The following is a 19199-nucleotide window of genomic DNA, read 5'->3' as shown; positions in this document are numbered from 1 at the left end:
CGGCACCAGGCTGCGTCGGTCGCTGAGCATCAGCGGTGAGGATTACAAGTGTCGCAAGTGTCGCAAGTGTCGCTTATGGCGGCTTTGCGTGGGGCACCTTCGGGTGCGCCGGTTAATTGCGCTTGTTCCCACCGTTCTGCTAACCCGCGTCAAAGTCGCCACCCTTTTTCGGTCGTACATCTAATCGGCATGGCCAAGACCGAACTTGATCGTTCACTGGCACATGTTGAGGTGCGTAGAACCTGATTGCAGGAGCGAAGGGCAGTTACATCCGATATATATGTGCCGTTCAAAACACCGCCGTCGCGAGCAAGCTCCCTCCCACGAATTGTGGGAGGGTAACGATATCTACACGGCCCCATCCAACTGATACCTGCGCGGCGTACACCCAAACTCCCGTTTGAACACCGTATGCAGATACTGCGCAGACTTGAATCCGCAATTACGCGCCGTGTCTGCAATCGTTGAATCCGTGTTCTTCAACCCCTTGGCTGCCGCCGCCAGTTTGAAACGCAGGATTTCGTCGTGGACGCTACAGCCGCGTACTTTGCGGAAGTGCGATTCCAGCGATGAGCGCGACACGCCGACATAAGCCGCCACCTGGGCGGTCTTGATGCCCTGGCAGGCATATTGGCGGATGAACAGCAGGGCCTGCATGACGTAAGGGTCGCCCAATGGTTGATGCAGGCTGGATACCTGCACGTTGATCGACTCCGGCGGGATCAGGATCTGGGTGCCTTTGGCCGGCATGCCGTGCAGCATCTGGTGGAGCAGGCGTGCGGCGGTGCGGCCCATGGTTTCGGTGCCCTGGACGACCGAACTCAGTGGTACTCGGGTCAGGCTGCGGGTCAGCGGGTCGTTGTCGATGCCGATCAGGGCCACTTGTTCAGGTACGGCGATCCCTGCGGTCAGGCAGGCTTGCAGCAACTGGCGGGCGCGGGCGTCGCTGACGGCGATGATGCCGATGGGTTTGGGCAGGCTTTGCAGCCAGGCGATCTGTTGTTCGACGGCGCTGTCCCACAAGGGCGCGCTGGTGCCCATGCCTCGGTAGATCTCGGCGTGCAGGCCATCGCGTTGCATCAGCCAGCGAAAGGCTTTTTCCCGCTCCTGCGCCCATCGATTGGTCTGGGCTTCGGGCAGGCTGAAGCAGGCAAAGCGCGTCAGCCCGGCTTCGATCAGGTGCTCGTAGGCCAGGGTCATCATGGCCTTGTTGTCGGTGGCGACGTAGGGGATGTCTTGGGGGTAGGCGCGTTCATCCTGATACGAACCGCCCACAGCCACCACTGGCAACTTGATCCCGGCCAGGGCTTCGCCGATCAGCGGGTCGTCGAAGTCGGCAATGATCCCGTCACCCTGCCAGCGCTCGATGCCTTTCAACCGGCACAGGAAATCTTCCTCAAGAAACAGGTCCCAGGAGGCGCGGGTGCTGCTCAGGTAATTGCCGATGCCGCTGATGATGCCGCGGTCGTAGATCTTGCTGCCGTTGAACAACAGTGCAACGCGGTGAACGGGCGGTACGGTTTTCATTGTTATTGTCCCGGTCTGCCAACACCAAGGTGGTCGTCACAGCCTAGGCGCGTCGAGGGTGAATCTCAATACTCAAAATCGCACCCTGCGTTGGTGACTTTCATAATTTTCAGACACAGGGCCGTTGCTAGTATCGATACACCGACAAGAACAACAAAAGGACACGACCCATGCCGTTCTTCCCCGACATCGACAGGATTCGCTACGAAGGCCCGGCCAGCGATTCTCCTCTAGCCTTCCGCCACTACGACGCCAATAAAGTCATCCTCGGCAAACCCATGCGCGAGCACTTGCGCATGGCTGTCTGCTACTGGCACACCTTCGTCTGGCCGGGTTCAGATGTGTTCGGGGCGGGGACCTTCAAGCGTCCGTGGCAGCATGCGGGTGATCCGATGGAGGTGGCCATTGGCAAGGCGGAGGCGGCTTTCGAGTTCTTCACCAAACTCGGGATCGACTATTACTGCTTCCACGATACGGATGTGGCGCCGGAAGGCAGTTCACTGAAGGAGTATCGCAACCACTTTGCGCAGATGGTCGATCATCTGGAGCGGCATCAGGAGCAGAGTGGTATCAAGCTGTTGTGGGGCACCGCCAACTGTTTCAGCAACCCGCGCTTTGCCGCAGGTGCCGCCAGCAACCCGGACCCGGAAGTGTTCGCCTGCGCCGCCGCTCAGGTGTTCAGCGCCATGAACGCCACCCAGCGGCTCAAAGGCTCCAACTACGTGTTGTGGGGTGGGCGCGAAGGTTATGAAACCCTGCTCAATACCGACTTGAAGCGCGAACGCGAACAGATGGGCCGCTTCATGCAGATGGTGGTCGAACACAAGCACAAGATCGGTTTCCAGGGCGACCTGCTGATCGAGCCCAAGCCGCAGGAGCCCACCAAGCACCAGTACGATTACGACAGCGCCACGGTCTTCGGCTTCTTGCAGCAGTTTGGTCTGGAAAACGAGATCAAGGTCAATATCGAGGCCAACCACGCGACGCTGGCGGGGCATAGCTTCCATCACGAGATTGCGACGGCCGCGTCGTTGGGGATCTTTGGCAGCATCGATGCCAACCGCGGTGATCCGCAAAACGGCTGGGACACCGACCAGTTCCCCAACAGCGTAGAAGAGATGACCCTGGCCACTTACGAGATTCTCAAGGCCGGCGGGTTCAAGAATGGCGGGTTCAACTTCGACTCAAAGGTGCGCCGCCAGAGCCTTGATGAAGTGGACCTGTTTCACGGTCATGTCGCCGCGATGGATGTTCTTGCCCTGTCACTGGAGCGTGCAGCGGTCATGCTGCAGAACGACCGGCTTCAGCAATTCAAGGATCAACGCTATGCAGGCTGGCAGCAGCCGTTGGGGCAGAAGGTGCTGGCGGGTGGCTTCAGCCTGGAATCACTGGCCGAACATGCCTTCGCCCAGGAACTGAACCCGCAGGCCGTGAGCGGCAGGCAGGAAATGCTCGAAAACGTCGTCAACCGGTTCATCTATAGCTGACAGGCAGGCTGTTACATTCCCACGACAAATCTGTACTGGCCCGGCTCCACGACGCTCTACAGTTGTACCAGCACGATACTCATCGTCAGGCAGTGTCTTTCAAACAACAATAAAAGGACGCACCACCATGAATAAAGTCAAACGCACGTTACTGGCCAGTGCTCTGGCCCTGCTGTCCATCCCGGCCATGGCCGATTCTGCCAACCCGAAAATCGGTTTCTCCATCGATGACCTGCGCCTGGAACGTTGGTCACGGGATCGGGATTACTTTGTGGCGGCGGCAGAAAAGCTCAACGCCAAGGTCTTTGTCCAGTCGGCTGATGCCAACGAGCAGAAGCAGATTTCCCAGATCGAAAACCTGATCTCCCGTGGCGTCGATGTGATCGTCATCGTGCCGTTCAACGCCACCGTGCTGACCAACGCCGTGGCCGAGGCCAAGAAGGCCGGGATCAAGGTGGTGTCCTATGACCGCCTGATTCTCAACGCCGATATCGATGCCTACATTTCCTTCGATAACGAAAAGGTCGGCGAGATGCAGGCCAGCGGTGTGCTGCAAGCCGCGCCCAAGGGCAATTACTTTCTGCTGGGGGGCGCGCCTACCGACAATAACGCCAAGATCCTGCGTGAAGGTCAGATGAAAGTGCTGCAACCGGCCATCGACAAGGGCGATATCAAGATCGTCGGCCAACAGTGGGTAAAGGAATGGAACCCCACCGAAGCACTGAGCATTGTCGAAAATGCCCTGACTCGTAACGACAACAAGATCGATGGCATCGTCGCTTCCAACGACGCCACCGCTGGCGGTGCGATTCAGGCTCTGGCTGCGCAGAAACTGGCCGGCAAGGTGCCGATTTCGGGGCAGGATGCAGACCTGGCAGCGGTCAAGCGAGTGATCAATGGCACTCAGACCATGACGGTCTATAAACCGCTGAAGCTGATCGCTTCCGAGGCCGCCAAACTTTCGGTGCAACTGGCGCGCAACGAGAAACCCACCTACAGCTCTCAGTACGACAATGGCAGCAAGAAGGTCGACACCATCCTGCTCACGCCAACCCCGTTGACCAAGGACAACATCGACCTGCTGGAGAAGGACGGCTTCTACACCAAGGCACAGATTGCCGGGCAGTGATCTGACTGACCTGAGTACAACCCCCGGCCCTGCCGGGGAGTGGACCCTTTGTGTGAGCCCTCGCCATGTCCGACTACCTGCTGCAAATGAACGGCATCGTCAAAACCTTTGGCGGTGTCAAAGCCCTCAATGGCATCGACATCAAGATCAGGCCGGGGGAGTGCGTCGGATTGTGCGGCGAGAACGGTGCCGGTAAATCCACGCTGATGAAAGTGCTGTCGGCGGTCTATCCCCATGGCACCTGGGACGGTGAAATTCTCTGGGACGGCCAGCCGCTCAAGGCGCAGTCGATCAGCGAAACCGAAGCCGCCGGCATCGTCATCATTCATCAGGAACTGACCCTGGTTCCCGACCTGTCGGTGACCGAAAATATTTTCATGGGCCATGAGCTGACGTTGTTTGGCGGGCGCATGAATTACCCGGCCATGACCCGCCGCGCCGAAGCCCTGATGCGTGAGCTGAAAGTGCCGGACATGAACGTCTCGCTACCGGTTTCCCAGTACGGCGGTGGCTACCAGCAACTGGTGGAAATCGCCAAGGCGTTGAACAAGCAGGCGCGCCTGCTGATCCTCGATGAGCCGTCTTCGGCCCTGACCCGTTCGGAAATCGAGGTGCTGCTGGACATCATCCGCGACCTCAAGGCCAAGGGCGTTGCGTGTGTCTACATCTCCCACAAACTCGATGAAGTGGCCGCCGTGTGCGACACCATTTCGGTGATCCGGGACGGCAAACATATTGCCACGACCGACATGGCGGACATGGACATCCCCAGGATCATCACCCAGATGGTCGGGCGGGAAATGAGCAACTTGTATCCCACCGAACCCCATGGCATTGGTGAAGTGATTTTCGAGGCGCGCCACATCACTTGTTACGACGTCGATACCCCCAAACGCAAGCGGGTCGACGACATTTCATTCGTCCTCAAACGCGGTGAAATTCTTGGTATCGCCGGGCTGGTTGGTGCCGGTCGCACGGAGCTGGTTTCGGCGCTGTTCGGCGCGTATCCCGGTCGTCATGAAGGCGAAGTCTGGCTGGAAGGCCAGCGAGTCGACACCGGCACGCCGCTCAAGTCCATTCGTGCCGGTTTGTGCATGGTCCCCGAAGATCGCAAGCGCCAAGGCATCATTCCGGATCTGGGTGTCGGCCAGAACATCACCCTGGCGGTACTGGAGAACTACTCCAGGCTGACCCGTATCGATGCTGAAGCCGAGCTGCATGGCATCGATCAGGAAATCGCGCGCATGCACCTCAAGACCGCGAGCCCGTTCCTGCCGATCACCAGCCTCTCTGGCGGCAACCAGCAAAAAGCCGTGCTGGCAAAGATGCTGCTGACCAAACCCCGGGTCCTGATTCTTGATGAGCCTACCCGTGGCGTGGACGTTGGCGCCAAGTATGAAATCTACAAGTTGATGGGCGCACTGGCGGCCGAAGGCGTGTCGATCATCATGGTGTCCTCGGAGCTGGCCGAAGTGCTCGGCGTCTCGGACCGGGTGCTGGTGATCGGCGAAGGTCAGTTGCGCGGTGACTTCATCAATCACGAACTCACTCAGGAGCAAGTGCTTGCCGCCGCGCTCAGCCAGGCTGCTGGCCATAACAATAATGATCGGAAGTCCGCCTAGATGAACCAGGTCAAACAGCTTTTCACCCGCTACAAAATGCTCGCACTGGTCATCGCCGTGGCGATTATCTGGCTGTTCTTCAGTTGGCAGACCGAGGGCGGCTTCCTGACCCCGCGCAACCTCTCCAACCTGTTGCGCCAGATGTCCATCACCGGGATTCTGGCCTGCGGCATGGTGTTGGTCATCATCAGTGGCGAGATCGATCTGTCGGTTGGTTCATTGCTGGGCCTGCTCGGGGGCCTGGCGGCGATTCTCGATGTGATCTATCACGTACCGCTGCTGGCGAACCTGAGCATTGTCGTCCTGTGCGGGCTGATGATCGGCATCGCCAACGGTTACATGACCGCTTACCTGCGCATCCCGTCATTCATTGTCGGGCTGGGCGGCATGCTGGCGTTTCGCGGTATCTTGCTGGGGATTACCGGCGGCACCACCATCGCCCCGGTATCGTCTGAGCTTGTTTACGTGGGACAGGGCTATCTGCCGCATTCGGTCGGTACAGGCCTGGGCGTTGTGCTGTTTGCGCTGACGCTGTTCCTGACCTGGAAGCAGCGTCGCAATCGCGCTCTCCATGGGCTGGCGGCGCATTCGCTGGTGCGCGACATCCTGCGCGTGGTGTTGATCGGCGCGGTGCTGGCCGGTTTTGTCCATACCCTCAACAGCTACGACGGTATCCCCGTGCCGGTGCTGTTGTTGCTGATTCTGCTAGGTGTGTTCAGCTACGTGACCAGCCAGACTGTCTTCGGACGCCGTGTCTATTCAGTGGGCAGCAATATGGAGGCCACGCGGCTGTCGGGTATCAATGTGCAGGCCGTAAAGCTGTGGATCTTCGGCATCATGGGCGTGATGTGTGCGCTCGCCGGTATGGTCAACACCGCACGCCTGGCCGCAGGCTCGCCCTCGGCCGGCAGCATGGGCGAACTCGACGCCATTGCCGCCTGCTTCATCGGCGGCACCTCCATGCGCGGCGGCTCCGGCACGGTTTATGGCGCTTTGCTCGGAGCACTGGTCATCACCAGCCTGGACAACGGCATGTCCATGCTCGACGTGGACAGCTACTGGCAGATGATCGTCAAGGGCAGCATTCTGGTGCTGGCTGTGTGGGTCGATGTGAGCACCCGGAGCGGGCGACGCTGATCGGCGCAGCCTGAGCAACTGGGCGTTTCGGTAAAAAAGCCATCGCTCGGTGCCAGGGGGCCTTTCAGGTTGATTTGTTTTCAATCTGATCCTGCATCATCTCCGCTGCATGCTGCTCTGCCCAGCGCACCAAAGCCGAAACAGGGACTTCAAGCGTTCGTCCAAGGTCGGTGACTTCATATTGAACAGCAACCGGAGACGAGGAAATCACTTGTCTGCTGATCAACCTGTAGCGTTCAAGTCGCCGGAGTGCTTCGGTGAGTGACTTCTGAGTAACGGTCCCCAGCAGTCGTTGTAATTCATTGAACCGGACCGGGCCGTCACCCAGTCGGGTCAGAATCATGATCGACCACTTATTGGCGATCTGATCCAGCACAGCGCGGGTCTGCTCCAGCCTTTCGGGGGAGCAGCACTCCGTTCCAGTATCGTCGAGCATATCTAGTACCTTTCAAGTGCGTAATTGAAACCTAGTATCCAATGTATATCATGATCGCTCAACCCATAATCTCATCCTCAATCTTCAGGATGAGCAAGAAGGATGCATCATGAAGCCGTTAAATGAACAAGTCGCTCTGATCACCGGAGCATCAAGCGGTATTGGCGAAGCCACAGCTAAAAAGCTCGCTCTCGCTGGATTGAAAGTGGGTATTGCAGCTCGTCGTACGGATCGACTGGAAGTTTTGAAGGCCGAGATCGAGCAACTTGGCGGGCAGGCGCTTGTTCTGGAGATGGATGTTGTCGACAAGGCTTCCGTAGAAGCCGGAGTTAAAAAACTCATCGATACTTATGGCAGCCTGGATGTTTCATTTAACAACGCAGGGTTGATGCCGCTGTCGAGTGTTGACGAATTCAAAACCGATGAGTGGGAGCGCATGGTCGATGTCAACGTCAAAGGCGTATTGAATTTGTCTGCGGCTGTTCTTCCGCAGATGATCAAGCAGAACTCGGGGCATATCATCAATACATCGTCAGTGGCCGGCAGAAAAGTGCTTGGCCCGGGCTTTTCAGTCTATTCGGCCACCAAGTTCGCGGTCAACGCCTTTACTGATGGGCTGCGCATGGAAGTTGGCCAGAAGCACAACATTCGGGTAACGAGTATTCAACCGGGTGCGACGACAACAGAACTTTCGCAGCACACGACCAGCGAAGAATATTCGCAAATGATGGCAGGCTTCTCTGCTCATGTTAAGTTTCTGTCCCCTTCGGATATTGCTGATACCGTGTTATATGCCATCTCGGCACCTGCGCACGTCAATATTGCTGAATTGCTCATCATGCCGATCAGCCAGGCTTGATGTGAACTAGAAAGTAACACCCGCGCTTAACGTCTATCGAAGAGCTGTTCTACAGTTGGTGGGAATAGTGATATGTATTCGGTTTTTCCGATTCATGTCTCGACGATCAGTTGTGCCCGCTTATTTGTTTTTCAGCTCTTCTTTAGTGCGTTGTTCTTTCAGGAACTGAATCATCTTTCACGCTCTTTGGCTTATATCGATTTTCCGGGATTGAAATACCCGCCATTACTCGACAGAATCCCGCCCCGATCGGCCAAGGGTGCCGAACGTTTGTGGCGAAAGGGGCGGCAGTTGAACGAACAGACATTGTCCATGCGCCTGGAGCGTGTAGCTGCGCATGTACCAGCAGGTGCGCGTCTGGCCGATATCGGTTCGGATCACGCTTACCTGCCAGTGGCCTTGATGCACCGTGGTGCCATTGTTGCGGCAGTGGCTGGCGAGGTGGCGTTGACACCGTTTCATGCGGCGCAACGTACTGTGCGCGAGAACGATCTGGAGCACTTGATTACCGTGCGTCAGGCCAATGGGCTGGCGGCAATCGAGCCGGGAGACGGGATCACGGCGATCAGCTTGTGCGGCATGGGGGGCGAGACGATTCGCGACATCCTCGACAGCGGCAAGACGAATCTGAGCGGCCAGGAACGCCTGATCCTGCAACCCAACGGCGGCGAGCAACCGCTGCGCCAATGGCTGATGGAAAATGGCTACCGCATCCTCAGCGAAGAAGTGTTGCGAGAAAACCGCTTCGACTACGAAATCATCGTCGCCGAGCGTTCCGGGCCGGTGATGTACAGCGCTGAAGAACTGTTTTTCGGCCCGTTGCAGATGCAGACACGCAGCCCGGCCTTCATGCTCAAGTGGCAGCGCTTGCTGCACAAGAGGCAAAAGACCCTGACCAGCTTTGCCCAGGCACGGCAGGCCGTGCCCGAGGAAAAGCTGCAGGAACTCACTCGGCAGATTCGCTGGATCACCGAGATGCTGGGTTCTCAGCGCTGATAACGCAGCGCATCAACCACTACGCCAAAAGCCGACGAGTGCTCGCGGCGGTTGGCGTAGTAGAGGTGATAACCGGCAAAGGGCTGGCACCAGTCTTCCAGTACCCGTACAAGGTTTTGCTCGGCAATCGCCTGCAAGACCATATCTTCAGGCAGAAAGCCCAGCCCGCAACCCGCAAGGGCCGCGCGCAGGATCGGCATGCTGCTGTTGAACGTCCATTGTCCCTCGACACGGGCTTTCAGCTCTTGGCCATCCTTTTCAAAGTCCCATTGCAGCAGGCTTCCATAAGTCGGCAGGCGCAGATTGATGCAGTTATGGGCAGCGAGGTCGCCGGGCACTTTCGGCAGTGAACGCTGCTTGAAGTAGTCCGGGGAGCCCACTACCGCCATGCGTAACGGAGGGCCTATCGGAACGGCAATCATGTCTTTGGCGACTTGATTGCCCAGGCGTACTCCCGCGTCGAAGCGCTGGGCGACAATGTCGGAGAGGGCGTAGTCGACGGTGATCTCGACCTTGATGTCCGGATAATCGGGAAGCACCTTCAACAGCTTGGGCCACAGGATGTTGTTCGCTGCATGTTCCGAGGCTGAAATCCGCACGTTGCCCGCCGGAGTGTCCCGAAACTCACTGACGGCTGCCAGCTCCAGTTCAATTTCCTCGAACCGCGGCGCCATGGTGAGATACAGCCGCTGACCTGCCTCGGTGGGTGACACGCTGCGTGTGGTCCGGGTCAACAATCGAACGCCGAGGCGCGCCTCAAGGGCGCGCATGGTGTGGCTCAGAGCGGACTGCGAAACGCCCAGTTGTGCGGCGGCGCGGGTAAAGCTGCCCTCGCGGGCAATGACCACGAAGGCCTGGAGGTCGTTGAGGCTGGCTCGGGACATTGATGAGAGGCTCATGAGGGCACAGGATTATTTGACGGTAGCAAAATCTGCCAATTACAGCGTTCTTGCATAAAACCCGGTCAGCTTGCCGACGGCTGCCTCGACATATTTGGGCACCCAGTAGGTTTCGATATGGGTCGCCCCCTCGATCTTGAACAGCTCCTTTTCTTGGGTGCCGGTGGCTTTGGCAAAGGCATCTTCGGTCATGTACAGGCTATCGGCCTTGCTGCCCGCGATCATCAGCAGCGGCTGTTCGATCAGCTCGATCTGGTGGGTGGCGTCGAAACGCATCAGGTCGAGCAAGCTGCTGGTGGTGTACTTGAAGGTCGAGTTGGGATGCGCGTGGGTCTTCCAGTAGTACTCGTAGCCCTGGCGATACAGGTCGAATGGCAATTTGGCGATCTGCTCGTCCGTCAGGTTGGCATCCCCTGAATAAAGCACTGCCCCACCAGCGGCTTCCTGAGCACGGGCAGCCGAAGCTTGTTGCAGACGAGGCTGGATGGTGCTCAGTTGCGAGTCGGCGTAACCATTGCGGCGAACCCGCCCGGAGTTGAACATGCTGACCGTCGCCACCGATTTGAAGCGCTTGTCCGTTTCAGCCGCCGCCAGGGAATACCCGCCACCGCCACAGATGCCGAGCAGGCCCAGGCGTTTCCCGTCGACCCCGGCATATTGAGTGATGAAGTCGGCCATGCCATGGATGTCTTCGATGCGATTGGCGGGCTTGTCGACACTGCGCGGTTGTCCTGCGCTGGCGCCTTGATACGCCGCATCGGCAGTAATCGTGATGTAGCCCTGTTCTGCCAGGCGTTGGGCATAAAGGCCTGCCACTTGCTCTTTCACTCCGCCGTTCGGGTGCGCCACGACCACCGTGGGGTAGGTTTTCTTCGGGTCGTAATTGGCTGGGGTATAAACGTTGGCAGCGATGTCCAGGTCATTGAGCTTGTAGGTGACCGCGTGGATATTCACCTTGCCAGGTTCATTCTTCGCAATCGCCCCGTCGTAGACCAGAGTGAAGGGATTCTTTTTGTAGTCCGCGGCCCCGACTTCACCGGCAGAGATTCCGACCATTGCCGCCATGAGCGACGCTTTCAAAAGGGTGTTTCGCATATGAAATCTCCTGAGGATTAAAAAGAGTGGGTATCAGTCCAGGTGTTTTTCGGTGAGAAATCCGGACACCAGGTCCGCGATCTCGACGTTGTTCAAGTCCGACATGGGGAAGTGGGTATTTCCCTTGATACCTATCTGCGGCAGATGGATCAGCCTCACATCACCGCCATGCCTGTTGACGGCGTCACGCCATGCGCGAGCCATCGCGAGTCGGGCACGCCAACTGTCCTGAGCGGGAAGGTCGACGGCCTGTTCCGGGATGTTGTCGCCGTACAGCACAAGGATCGGAATGCGCGTGAGTGCCATGAACTGTTCCATCGGCACCGCTGCGCCTTGCACGGTGTCGAACGCGCTGGGGATCGGCGCTGGCACTTCACCTTCCGGGAAGACAAAACTGCTGCCAGGCTCGAAGGCCACAATTGCCTTGACCTTGTTGTTCTTGATCGCCGTCAGCCAGCCTGGCCCGCCACCCTGCGAGTGGGTGAACAGGATGCCGGGGCCAACCCTGTTGAACACTGCCGACACGCCATCGGAAACCACGTTCATGTCGAACGGCCCGGTATTGGGTGTCATCGCACGGAAAAACTGGTCGCGCGTCTGCGCATCCCGGGCAACCTGCACGCCTTTGAAATAGTCAGGCCACAGGCCGATACGGAACTGGTTGAACCAGAGCTGTTCGTCCGGCACAGGCTTGATCGTCGCCTCCACCATGCTGCGCCCGGCATCACCCCGACGCGGCTGGTCGATCAGATACACGCCGAACTGGCGCCGCAGAAAGATATTCTGAAAACCTTCACGGCCATCAGCGGTGGTTTCCCAGGTCTTGGAAAACTGACCCGCGCCGTGCCACATGACGATGGGCAGTTTTCGGGCATTGACCGGAATCTGATAGAAGGCGTACGCATGGTCGCCGTGATAGGTCTGGCCATCGGGTGCCATGGGCTTGTGCGGGTTGAACGTGCCGGGTGCCGTGGCCATGGTTCCGCCAGCGGCGAAGCTGCCTTGTTCCTGAATCAGCAAGGGAGCAGTAACGCTGCTTGAGTCATCGGGATGAGTTGCACAGGCGGCAAGCACGCTCAGCAGGGCGATGCCCAACAGGTTTTTTCCAGCATTCATATGTCATCTCTCGAAACAGCAATTGCCTGTATTAACGACCTGATTCACTCAACCACTCGTTCACGCGCTCCATGGTCTTGCGTTCCTGCTCGCCCTCCATCACGAAGCCATCGACTATCCTGGCTTTGGGCGCATGGCTTTCGAGAACGGAACGGCTGTTGCCGAGCCCGTAGCCGCCATGGGTGGTGAAGGGGACAAGGGTTTTACCGGCCAGGTCGTGGGCCGACAGAAACGAGCGCACAACGGGAGGCGTGGTTTCACCCCAGATCGGAAAACCGAGGAACAGCGTGTCGTAATCGGCAATGTCCTGAACCTTGCTTTCCAGCGCTGGCTCGAAACCGCTATCGCGTTCCTGGCGTGCCTGTTCCACCGTCTCAAGATAATCCTCGGGGTAGGGCCTGGCCGGGCGAATCTCGAAAAGGTCTGCATGCAGGCTGCGCTGGATGAGCCCGGCGACGACGCGGGTATTTCCGGATCGGGAAAAATACGCCACCAGAGTGCGAGACCCTGAGCGAGGCTGCTCGCTATTGGCTGGCGTGCCGGCCAGTGCCAGCAGTGGCGCACTGGCGAGTGCGGCGACTACCGTGCGGCGTAGCGGATCGTGATCATTGCTCATGGCTATTACCCTCAGCGCCCGACCCGAGCCTTGAGAGATTCGGGGTAACGGTCACCCTGGATGCTGATCTGCGCGAGCGCCGCATCAATGGCCTTGAGTTCGACCTCATCGAGCGTGATGGTCGCACCGCCAATATTCTCTTCCAGCCGGTGCAGCTTGGTCGTACCGGGAATCGGCACGATCCAGGGCGCCTGTGCGAGCAGCCAGGCCAGCGCGATCTGGGCCGGTGTTGCATCCTTTTGCTCCGCAATCTTGCGGACCAGAACCACCAGTGCCTGATTGGCCTGAAGCGCTTCCTGACTGAAACGGGGCACGATACTGCGGAAGTCGTCGCTGCCAAATGAGGTGTCTGCCGATACCGCGCCGGTGAGGAAGCCCTTGCCCAAAGGGCTGAAGGGAACGAAGCCGATCCCCAGTTCCGCGAGGGTCGGGATAATTTCCTGCTCAGGCTCGCGCCACCACAGGGAATACTCACTTTGCAGCGCAGTGACAGGCTGCACGGCATGAGCACGTCGAATGGTCTGTGCGCCGGCTTCTGACAGGCCGAAGTGCTTGACCTTGCCTTCCCATATGAGTTCTTTCACAGCTCCCGCGACATCTTCGATGGGGACGTCCGGGTCGACCCGATGCTGGTAAAGCAAGTCGATGTAGTCGGTCTTCAGCCTGCGCAGCGAACCCTCGACGGCAACCCGGATGTGCTCGGGACGGCTGTTGAGGACCTGCTGTTTGTTGTCGGACCCGAAGGTGAAACCGAACTTGGTGGCTATCACCACTTGATCCCTGACCGGTGCCAGCGCTTGGCCCACCACCTGCTCGTTCAGATAAGGGCCGTAGACTTCGGCGGTGTCGAAAAAGGTGATGCCTTGGTCAACTGCCTTACGGATCAAGGTGACGGCCTGATCTGTATCCGTGGCCGGGCCATAGCCGTGGCTGAGCCCCATGCAGCCCAACCCGAGGGCCGAGACTTCAAGAGAACTGTTTCCGAGTTTGCGCTTTTGCATGTCAAATCTCCCAGCTTGAGCGTTCGGTAAAGGAGGCAATGCCGTTGTGAAAACACTAAGCGAGCAGGCGAGGGGGGACTAGACGCCTGAGTCGGGAAGGACTTATGAAGAAAGTTCATGAGTCGGTTTCTAGCGTGTGAGGTCAGGCATGCATGGCGTTGGAGGCAGGGCCCATAGATTCATGAGCTCAGCTCATTTCACCTTGCGAAAGCATGGCATTCATTGATAGGCCGACAGTCACTACGATGCGGGTTTCGCCACTGGCAGACTCCATTCCCATGTCTTTACTCCAACGCCCAGCAGCACTCTCTGCCACCAGCGCCGAACCGCCGCGCAAAACGGCCGACCTGCGATTGCTGCTTAATCTCAGTGCGCTGATGTCATTCGCATCCATCTCCACCGACATGTATCTGCCTGCGCTGCCAACCATCAGCCGGGCGCTGCATACCGACACAGCCAGCATCGAGCTGACCTTTTCTGCATTCCTGCTGGGCTTCAGCCTCGGGCAGTTGATATGGGGAGCGGTCAGCGATCGTTACGGACGCAAGTTGCCGATTGCGATCGGAATGATCCTGTTCATCATCGGCTCGGTCGGATGCGCGCTCTCGACCGATGTCACTCAAATGATGGTGTGGCGGGTGATTCAGGCACTGGGCGCCTGTGTAGGCCCTGTGCTGTCCCGCGCCATGGTCCGTGACCTGTATGGGCGAGAACAGTCGGCAAAAATGCTGTCGACCCTGATTCTGATCATGGGGGTAGCGCCCTTGGCCGGGCCACTGATCGGAGGCCAGATTCTTGATTGGTGGTCATGGCAAGGCATCTTCTGGTCGCTGGCTCTTGTCGGGCTGGTGACGCTTTTTTCGTTTCGCAAATTGCCGGAAAGCCTGCCTACCGATCAGAGAACAACCGAGCCGCTTGTGCATACGTTCGTTACCTACCTGCAACTCATGCGTGATCCACGGCTGATCAGGTATGCACTGTCGGGCGGCTTCTTCTACGCAGGCGCCTACGCCTTTATCGTGGGAACACCCTTCGCCTACATCGACTATTACCACGTATCAGCGCAGGCCTATGGCTGGCTCTTCGGGGTCAACATCCTTGGCATGATGATCGCCAACTTTGCCAACGGCCGATTACTGAACCGCATGGGCAGCGAACGACTTTTCCACCTCGGCACCTGGGCACTGGCCTTCTTCGGCATGATCCTCAGCCTGTGCGCATGGTTCGGCTGGGGCGGACTCTGGGGGCTGGTGGTGCCGGTGTTCTTCTACATGTCCATGAACGGATTCATCGTCGCCAACTCCGTGGCCGGCGCACTCGCTTTCTTCCCCCAGCGGGCAGGCTCTGCCTCCTCATTGGTGGGCGCAATGCACTACGGCAGCGGCATCTTCAGTGCGGCACTTGTCAGCTGGTTGTCCGACGGGACACCGAGGGGCATGGCGTTGGTGATGGGCGTGGCCGGGGTAGGCAGCCTGGGGACGGCTTTGGTTTCTGTGGGGCGAGGGCGAGAGGCGGGAATGTGAACGCTGCACTTGTTTATCTGTCCGAGGTGACAGCACGATGCATGCTGAAGAGCAAGGACATGCTCTAATGCCGATCCGTCAAGGTGTACATATCACTTGTGGGAAGGGCCTTGGCCGCGACGACTTGCTTACAGGCAACACATTTTCAGCGTCTTCATGAAGCTGTCGCGGCCAAGGCCCCTCCCACGGATTGTGAGCCCGGCACCAGATTCTTGAAATCAGCCTCCTGACTGACTGGCATCAGAACAGACCCGATGTCCTGCCCCCATCGAACAAGGCCTCTCAGCGTGAACCCCCAAGACTATATGGCTAATGGAAGTGACCTTGGTAACCGCATGATGAAGGTTGACCATGCAGGCGAGCACGGTGCGATCTGTATCTACAGCGGCCAGCTGTTCATGGCCCGGCTTTTCGCGCCGGGCATGGTGGATGAACTCAAGGAATTTCTCTCCCACGAACGCCGCCATCGGACGGTCTTTCAGGCTGAGCTGCAACGCCGCAACTATCCCCGTTGCCGCAGTTACTGGCTGTGCGGCCTCGGTGGCCTGGCGCTGGGTTTGATCACCGGCCTCTTAGGTCGCAAGGCCATTGTCGCAACGACCGTCGCGGTTGAAAGTGTGGTGCTCAAGCACCTTGCCCATCAACTGCATGAGCTGCGCGATATCGATCCTCATGCAGTAACGGCCATTACCTCGATCGTGGAAGAAGAGCAGCACCATCATGACCACTCAGCCGCGCAGATCGATGTTCGCGATCCCTGGTTCAGGGCACTGACACCGGTTGTGACTGCGTGGACTGAGGCGGTGATCTGGATGGGGATGCGGTCTTGAGTCCGGTCAGGTAAAGGGCAGGTCGCAAGTGGAGCTGCCCTTTATGGCGCTAACTACTCAAGGTAAATGTTTTTCAATCCACTGGCCGACCGATCTGCTCAGTAATTGCATGCGCTATGCGGAATGCTCTGGTTGCTTAGGTAATATGCTATTGTCAGATAAAGTTATTTATGGAGGTTTTTATGCCAAATCATGCCTGTCAGTTTATTACGTGGCGAGGAGCGGGTTACGGGGCAAGTTTGTATTACGTTACGGCGCACTGGGTTATTCGCTGTTCGGGGAACACAAATGGCCGTCACGCAGAAACCTTTATCAGGAGAAGAGATATTGATTATCCTGGTGCTCCAGGTCAAATTGTTCATCCACGCCCCGCTCTTGGTCTATTTCCACGTGAAGGTGGACATAATGGCAATGCCATAACGTGCGTGTTGAATAGAATTGAGTCTGGTTCCCAGCCTCGTGAATGGATAGAAAACAATGGTGTTTCTTGGGCGACCGCTGTAGCTGAAATTGATGCTGCTATATTGTATGCCCAAAGTACTCAGCATGAGCGTGCAAGCCGAATGGTAGGAGGCGGTAACTTTTCCCAAGATTAAAAATTAATATGTATGCATAGGGTATTCGTAAGCGTGCCTCTGAGTTTCAACGGGTTACACTCGATTTTAACTAACGGGATTTCAGGTCGTTTTTATCGCTGCCGAAGCGGGGTTTGCCAGATTCTGCACGCAAAGAATATTGTCGAAAACCTCGCATGATACAGGCTAGGAAAACTATGGCGGCAAACTTTTCGCGAGTTTGTCGAAACACATCATGACACGATGATTGTCTTTTAAACACTCGAACATGCTCTCAATTATGTTGCGCTGTGGACTTGGTCGCTGGAGACTGCGGAGGGGGGAGGGCGGCTAGGGGACGGTTTGATGGAGGGGCGTAGGAGATCACTCGCCACCAGCCTGAGTGATTTTTTGAGGACGTTTTTTTGCTCGGTACTCAGGATGTTCATCGGCAGTTCCGTCGTTTCAAAGAAAGGCACCACCCTGCTACCTACAAGCAGGCGCGCCGTGACAGCCTGCTCATGCACAGATCCAGCTACTCCGGATTACCCGTCCGAAGATGAGTCGCATCGATCTTGCACACTAAATCGCGCAACATCCCGATCAGCGACTGCCGCTCCAACGGTTCCCATTGTGGGATATCGCTCTTGCGTGCCACTTCATGCCCCAGGACAAAGGGCTGGGAAAAATACACCCGGCCGAACTGCGCCATTTCGTCCCGTTCGCAGTTGATCACTTGGATCGCCCGCGAACTGCGGATCTCTGGAGGTTTATCGCTGGGGGCGGCGGGTCCGAGGTAATTGTTGATTAGGTAGAACTGGCGCAAATGTGGATTGCCCTGGTACAGGGCAACGGAATGGGCGTCGAAGTAGGTTGCCAGTTTGGCGTCCTCCAGCAGTTTGAACATGCCAGTAGGGGGCTTGGCCGGCGCTTCGGCCACGGCTTTCTGCGGCACAATGCCGTGGGCGCAGCCGCCCAGCAGCAATATCGCGGCCAGGCATGGCAGGCGCTTCATCGTGTGGTTCCTTGCGCCATGTCCGGGCGTTCCTGCTGCAACAGACGCTCATCGACGCTGCCCTGCAACGTACAGAGCAGGCGGGTCTTCCCGTCTTCGACGCTGAGCATCAGGAGCTTTTCCGCGGAACCCGCCGCCGGAGCGATGCCTGAGGCCGCCGCAAGGTTGTCCTGCCAGGCGGAATTGGCGTTCGCCTTGATCCGTGGTCTGGAAATGAAGTACTCACCGGCCTCCTGCCATTGCGCATTCGGCAACTTGGCCATGACTTGCTCGCGGCTGGCATCGATTTCGAAACCCCAGAAGTAGTAAGTGCCTTGCTCGCCCAGATCCATGACCCGGTCGTAGTAACTGGTCAGGCGCAGGCCCTGGTCGACGACAACGGGTGTGAAGTGCTGGAACGCGGTGTCGAAGTTGCTGCGGTCCGGCACCGGCAGCCATGCCAGGCCGTGCTCATCGTTGCGGGCCAGCTTGACGGTCTTCCCCAGGTCGGCGCGCTGGGAATAGAGGTGTTTGAAGAATGACGGCTCACACGAGACCAGGCTTTCGCTGAGGCCGCTGGCCAGTGCATTACCGGAACACAGTCCGAGGAAAAGGGTTAATACCGCTTTGCTGCAGGAGAAGGATAAAAGGCGACGCATGTCCATTGCCTGGATATTCCTGATGGGGTGAAAAGACGCGATCTTAATAGCGTCAGGACGTTGTTACAAATTGAAAGGACCGGAAAAGGAGGCCGGTGGTAAAGGGAGTTCGCCAGTCCGAGGTAAGCTTGGAGGTGAAAGGCTGTTTCGGGTCGATTCTGTTGAAAAAGTAGATATCCTGCCTGGCCTGCGGCAAAACTGGGTCATCAGCCAGCGGGAGGATTCGCAGCATGATGGGACAATTATCGAGTGGACAAGAAAGACTTTTTTACTCGTTCAACATTGAAGATCACATCCCAGCCAATCACCTCCTGCGCAACATTGATCGATGTCTCGATCTAAGCGATCTGCGCCATTATCTAGCCGATTTTTATAGCCCAATCGGGCGTCCATCGATTGACTGATGATTCGCCTGTTGGTGGTGGGCTATTGCTACGGCATTCGCTCCGAACATCGGTTGTGCGAAGAGGCTCATTTGAACCTGGCGTATCGCTGGTACTACCGTTTGAGCCTTGAAGACGAAGTCCCCCAATCACTCTACGTTTTCCAAGAACCGCCACGGTCGTTTTCATGACAGCTCGCTTTTTCGCTGGCTGTTCAACGATGTGCTGCGTCGCGGCATGGACGCGGGTCTGGTCAAGGGCGAAGGTTTTGCTGTGGACGCCAGCGCCCTTCGCTTCAGTGACACACTAATGATCTCTTCTTTCGTCATGCCACAA

18 protein-coding genes and 1 pseudogene are annotated in these 19199 nt (G+C 57.7%); 10 read left to right on the top strand and 9 right to left on the bottom strand.

Going from position 1 to position 19199, the window contains the following annotated elements; translation table 11 throughout:
- Positions 1 to 348 precede the first annotated feature (348 nt).
- On the bottom strand, positions 349 to 1527 hold the full coding sequence (locus JL015_RS21485) for a XylR family transcriptional regulator (RefSeq protein WP_201019858.1): 1179 nt from the start codon (positions 1525 to 1527) through the stop codon (positions 349 to 351).
- 170 nt (positions 1528 to 1697) lie between these two features.
- On the opposite strand from JL015_RS21485, the gene xylA reads away from it, so the two are divergent.
- The 4 genes from xylA to JL015_RS21465 all read left to right on the top strand — a co-directional run bounded on the left by xylA (position 1698) and on the right by JL015_RS21465 (position 6902).
- A complete protein-coding gene (xylA, locus tag JL015_RS21480) occupies positions 1698 to 3014 on the top strand; it encodes a xylose isomerase (protein ID WP_201019857.1) in 1317 nt (438 codons plus the stop codon).
- Positions 3015 to 3141: 127 nt separating this feature from the next.
- Positions 3142 to 4143: a D-xylose ABC transporter substrate-binding protein gene (gene xylF, locus JL015_RS21475; RefSeq protein ID WP_201004481.1), complete on the top strand. Its 1002-nt coding sequence runs from the start codon at positions 3142 to 3144 to the stop codon at positions 4141 to 4143.
- 65 nt (positions 4144 to 4208) lie between these two features.
- The gene (gene xylG, locus JL015_RS21470) at positions 4209 to 5765 is read left to right on the top strand and encodes a D-xylose ABC transporter ATP-binding protein (RefSeq protein ID WP_201019856.1); all 1557 of its coding nucleotides are present in this window, start codon (positions 4209 to 4211) and stop codon (positions 5763 to 5765) included.
- A complete protein-coding gene (locus JL015_RS21465; RefSeq protein WP_025259129.1) occupies positions 5766 to 6902 on the top strand; it encodes a sugar ABC transporter permease in 1137 nt (378 codons plus the stop codon).
- 64 nt (positions 6903 to 6966) lie between these two features.
- On the opposite strand, the gene JL015_RS21460 is transcribed toward JL015_RS21465, so the two are convergent.
- Positions 6967 to 7338 (bottom strand): winged helix-turn-helix transcriptional regulator, encoded by a 372-nt coding sequence (locus JL015_RS21460; RefSeq protein WP_201004475.1) that lies wholly within the window; start codon positions 7336 to 7338, stop codon positions 6967 to 6969.
- 109 nt (positions 7339 to 7447) lie between these two features.
- Between JL015_RS21460 and JL015_RS21455 the strand changes: the two genes are divergently transcribed.
- On the top strand, positions 7448 to 8197 hold the full coding sequence (locus JL015_RS21455) for an SDR family oxidoreductase (protein ID WP_201019855.1): 750 nt from the start codon (positions 7448 to 7450) through the stop codon (positions 8195 to 8197).
- A gap of 291 nt (positions 8198 to 8488) precedes the next feature.
- Positions 8489 to 9193: a tRNA (adenine(22)-N(1))-methyltransferase gene (locus JL015_RS21450; RefSeq protein WP_236250250.1), complete on the top strand. Its 705-nt coding sequence runs from the start codon at positions 8489 to 8491 to the stop codon at positions 9191 to 9193.
- On the opposite strand, the gene JL015_RS21445 is transcribed toward JL015_RS21450, so the two are convergent.
- From JL015_RS21445 to JL015_RS21425, 5 genes are read right to left on the bottom strand one after another with little or no spacing between them, the layout of a single operon-like run.
- Positions 9184 to 10077 carry a LysR family transcriptional regulator gene (locus tag JL015_RS21445; protein WP_201019854.1) on the bottom strand — a complete coding sequence of 298 codons (894 nt, stop codon included), beginning with the start codon at positions 10075 to 10077 and terminating at the stop codon, positions 9184 to 9186. The genes JL015_RS21450 and JL015_RS21445 overlap by 10 nt on opposite strands.
- Before the next feature lie 54 nt (positions 10078 to 10131).
- Entirely contained in the window at positions 10132 to 11187 is a 1056-nt protein-coding gene (locus tag JL015_RS21440; RefSeq protein ID WP_201019853.1) for an alpha/beta hydrolase, read from the bottom strand.
- 33 nt (positions 11188 to 11220) lie between these two features.
- Positions 11221 to 12303 carry an alpha/beta hydrolase gene (locus JL015_RS21435; RefSeq protein WP_201019852.1) on the bottom strand — a complete coding sequence of 361 codons (1083 nt, stop codon included), beginning with the start codon at positions 12301 to 12303 and terminating at the stop codon, positions 11221 to 11223.
- A gap of 31 nt (positions 12304 to 12334) precedes the next feature.
- Complete coding sequence (locus tag JL015_RS21430; RefSeq protein ID WP_201019851.1) at positions 12335 to 12919, bottom strand: flavodoxin; 585 nt, start codon at positions 12917 to 12919, stop codon at positions 12335 to 12337.
- A gap of 11 nt (positions 12920 to 12930) precedes the next feature.
- A complete protein-coding gene (locus JL015_RS21425; protein WP_201019850.1) occupies positions 12931 to 13920 on the bottom strand; it encodes an aldo/keto reductase in 990 nt (329 codons plus the stop codon).
- 278 nt (positions 13921 to 14198) lie between these two features.
- Here JL015_RS21425 and JL015_RS21420 point away from each other — a divergent pair, with 278 nt between their 5' ends.
- The 3 genes from JL015_RS21420 to JL015_RS21410 all read left to right on the top strand — a co-directional run bounded on the left by JL015_RS21420 (position 14199) and on the right by JL015_RS21410 (position 16869).
- Entirely contained in the window at positions 14199 to 15443 is a 1245-nt protein-coding gene (locus JL015_RS21420; protein WP_201019849.1) for a Bcr/CflA family multidrug efflux MFS transporter, read from the top strand.
- A gap of 335 nt (positions 15444 to 15778) precedes the next feature.
- The gene (locus JL015_RS21415) at positions 15779 to 16273 is read left to right on the top strand and encodes a demethoxyubiquinone hydroxylase family protein (RefSeq protein ID WP_201004578.1); all 495 of its coding nucleotides are present in this window, start codon (positions 15779 to 15781) and stop codon (positions 16271 to 16273) included.
- 182 nt (positions 16274 to 16455) lie between these two features.
- A complete protein-coding gene (locus JL015_RS21410; RefSeq protein WP_201019848.1) occupies positions 16456 to 16869 on the top strand; it encodes a hypothetical protein in 414 nt (137 codons plus the stop codon).
- Between the two features lie 493 nt (positions 16870 to 17362).
- Here the strand turns inward: JL015_RS21410 and JL015_RS21405 are convergent, their stop codons facing one another.
- The gene (locus JL015_RS21405) at positions 17363 to 17842 is read right to left on the bottom strand and encodes a surface-adhesin E family protein (RefSeq protein WP_201019847.1); all 480 of its coding nucleotides are present in this window, start codon (positions 17840 to 17842) and stop codon (positions 17363 to 17365) included.
- Positions 17839 to 18480, bottom strand: a complete 642-nt coding sequence (locus JL015_RS21400; RefSeq protein WP_236250249.1) for a hypothetical protein — start codon at positions 18478 to 18480, stop codon at positions 17839 to 17841. The genes JL015_RS21405 and JL015_RS21400 overlap by 4 nt, the downstream gene beginning before the upstream one ends.
- A 230-nt stretch (positions 18481 to 18710) precedes the next feature.
- Between JL015_RS21400 and JL015_RS21395 the strand changes: the two are divergent.
- Positions 18711 to 19157, top strand: a pseudogene (locus JL015_RS21395) (transposase); the annotation flags it as partial.
- Positions 19158 to 19199 lie beyond the last annotated feature (42 nt).

Source organism: Pseudomonas cichorii, from assembly GCF_015471405.1.
GTDB classification, from domain to species: domain Bacteria; phylum Pseudomonadota; class Gammaproteobacteria; order Pseudomonadales; family Pseudomonadaceae; genus Aquipseudomonas; species Aquipseudomonas serbiensis.
Note: the sequence above shows the minus strand (reverse complement) of the source record. Positions and strands in the feature narration are given on the sequence as shown.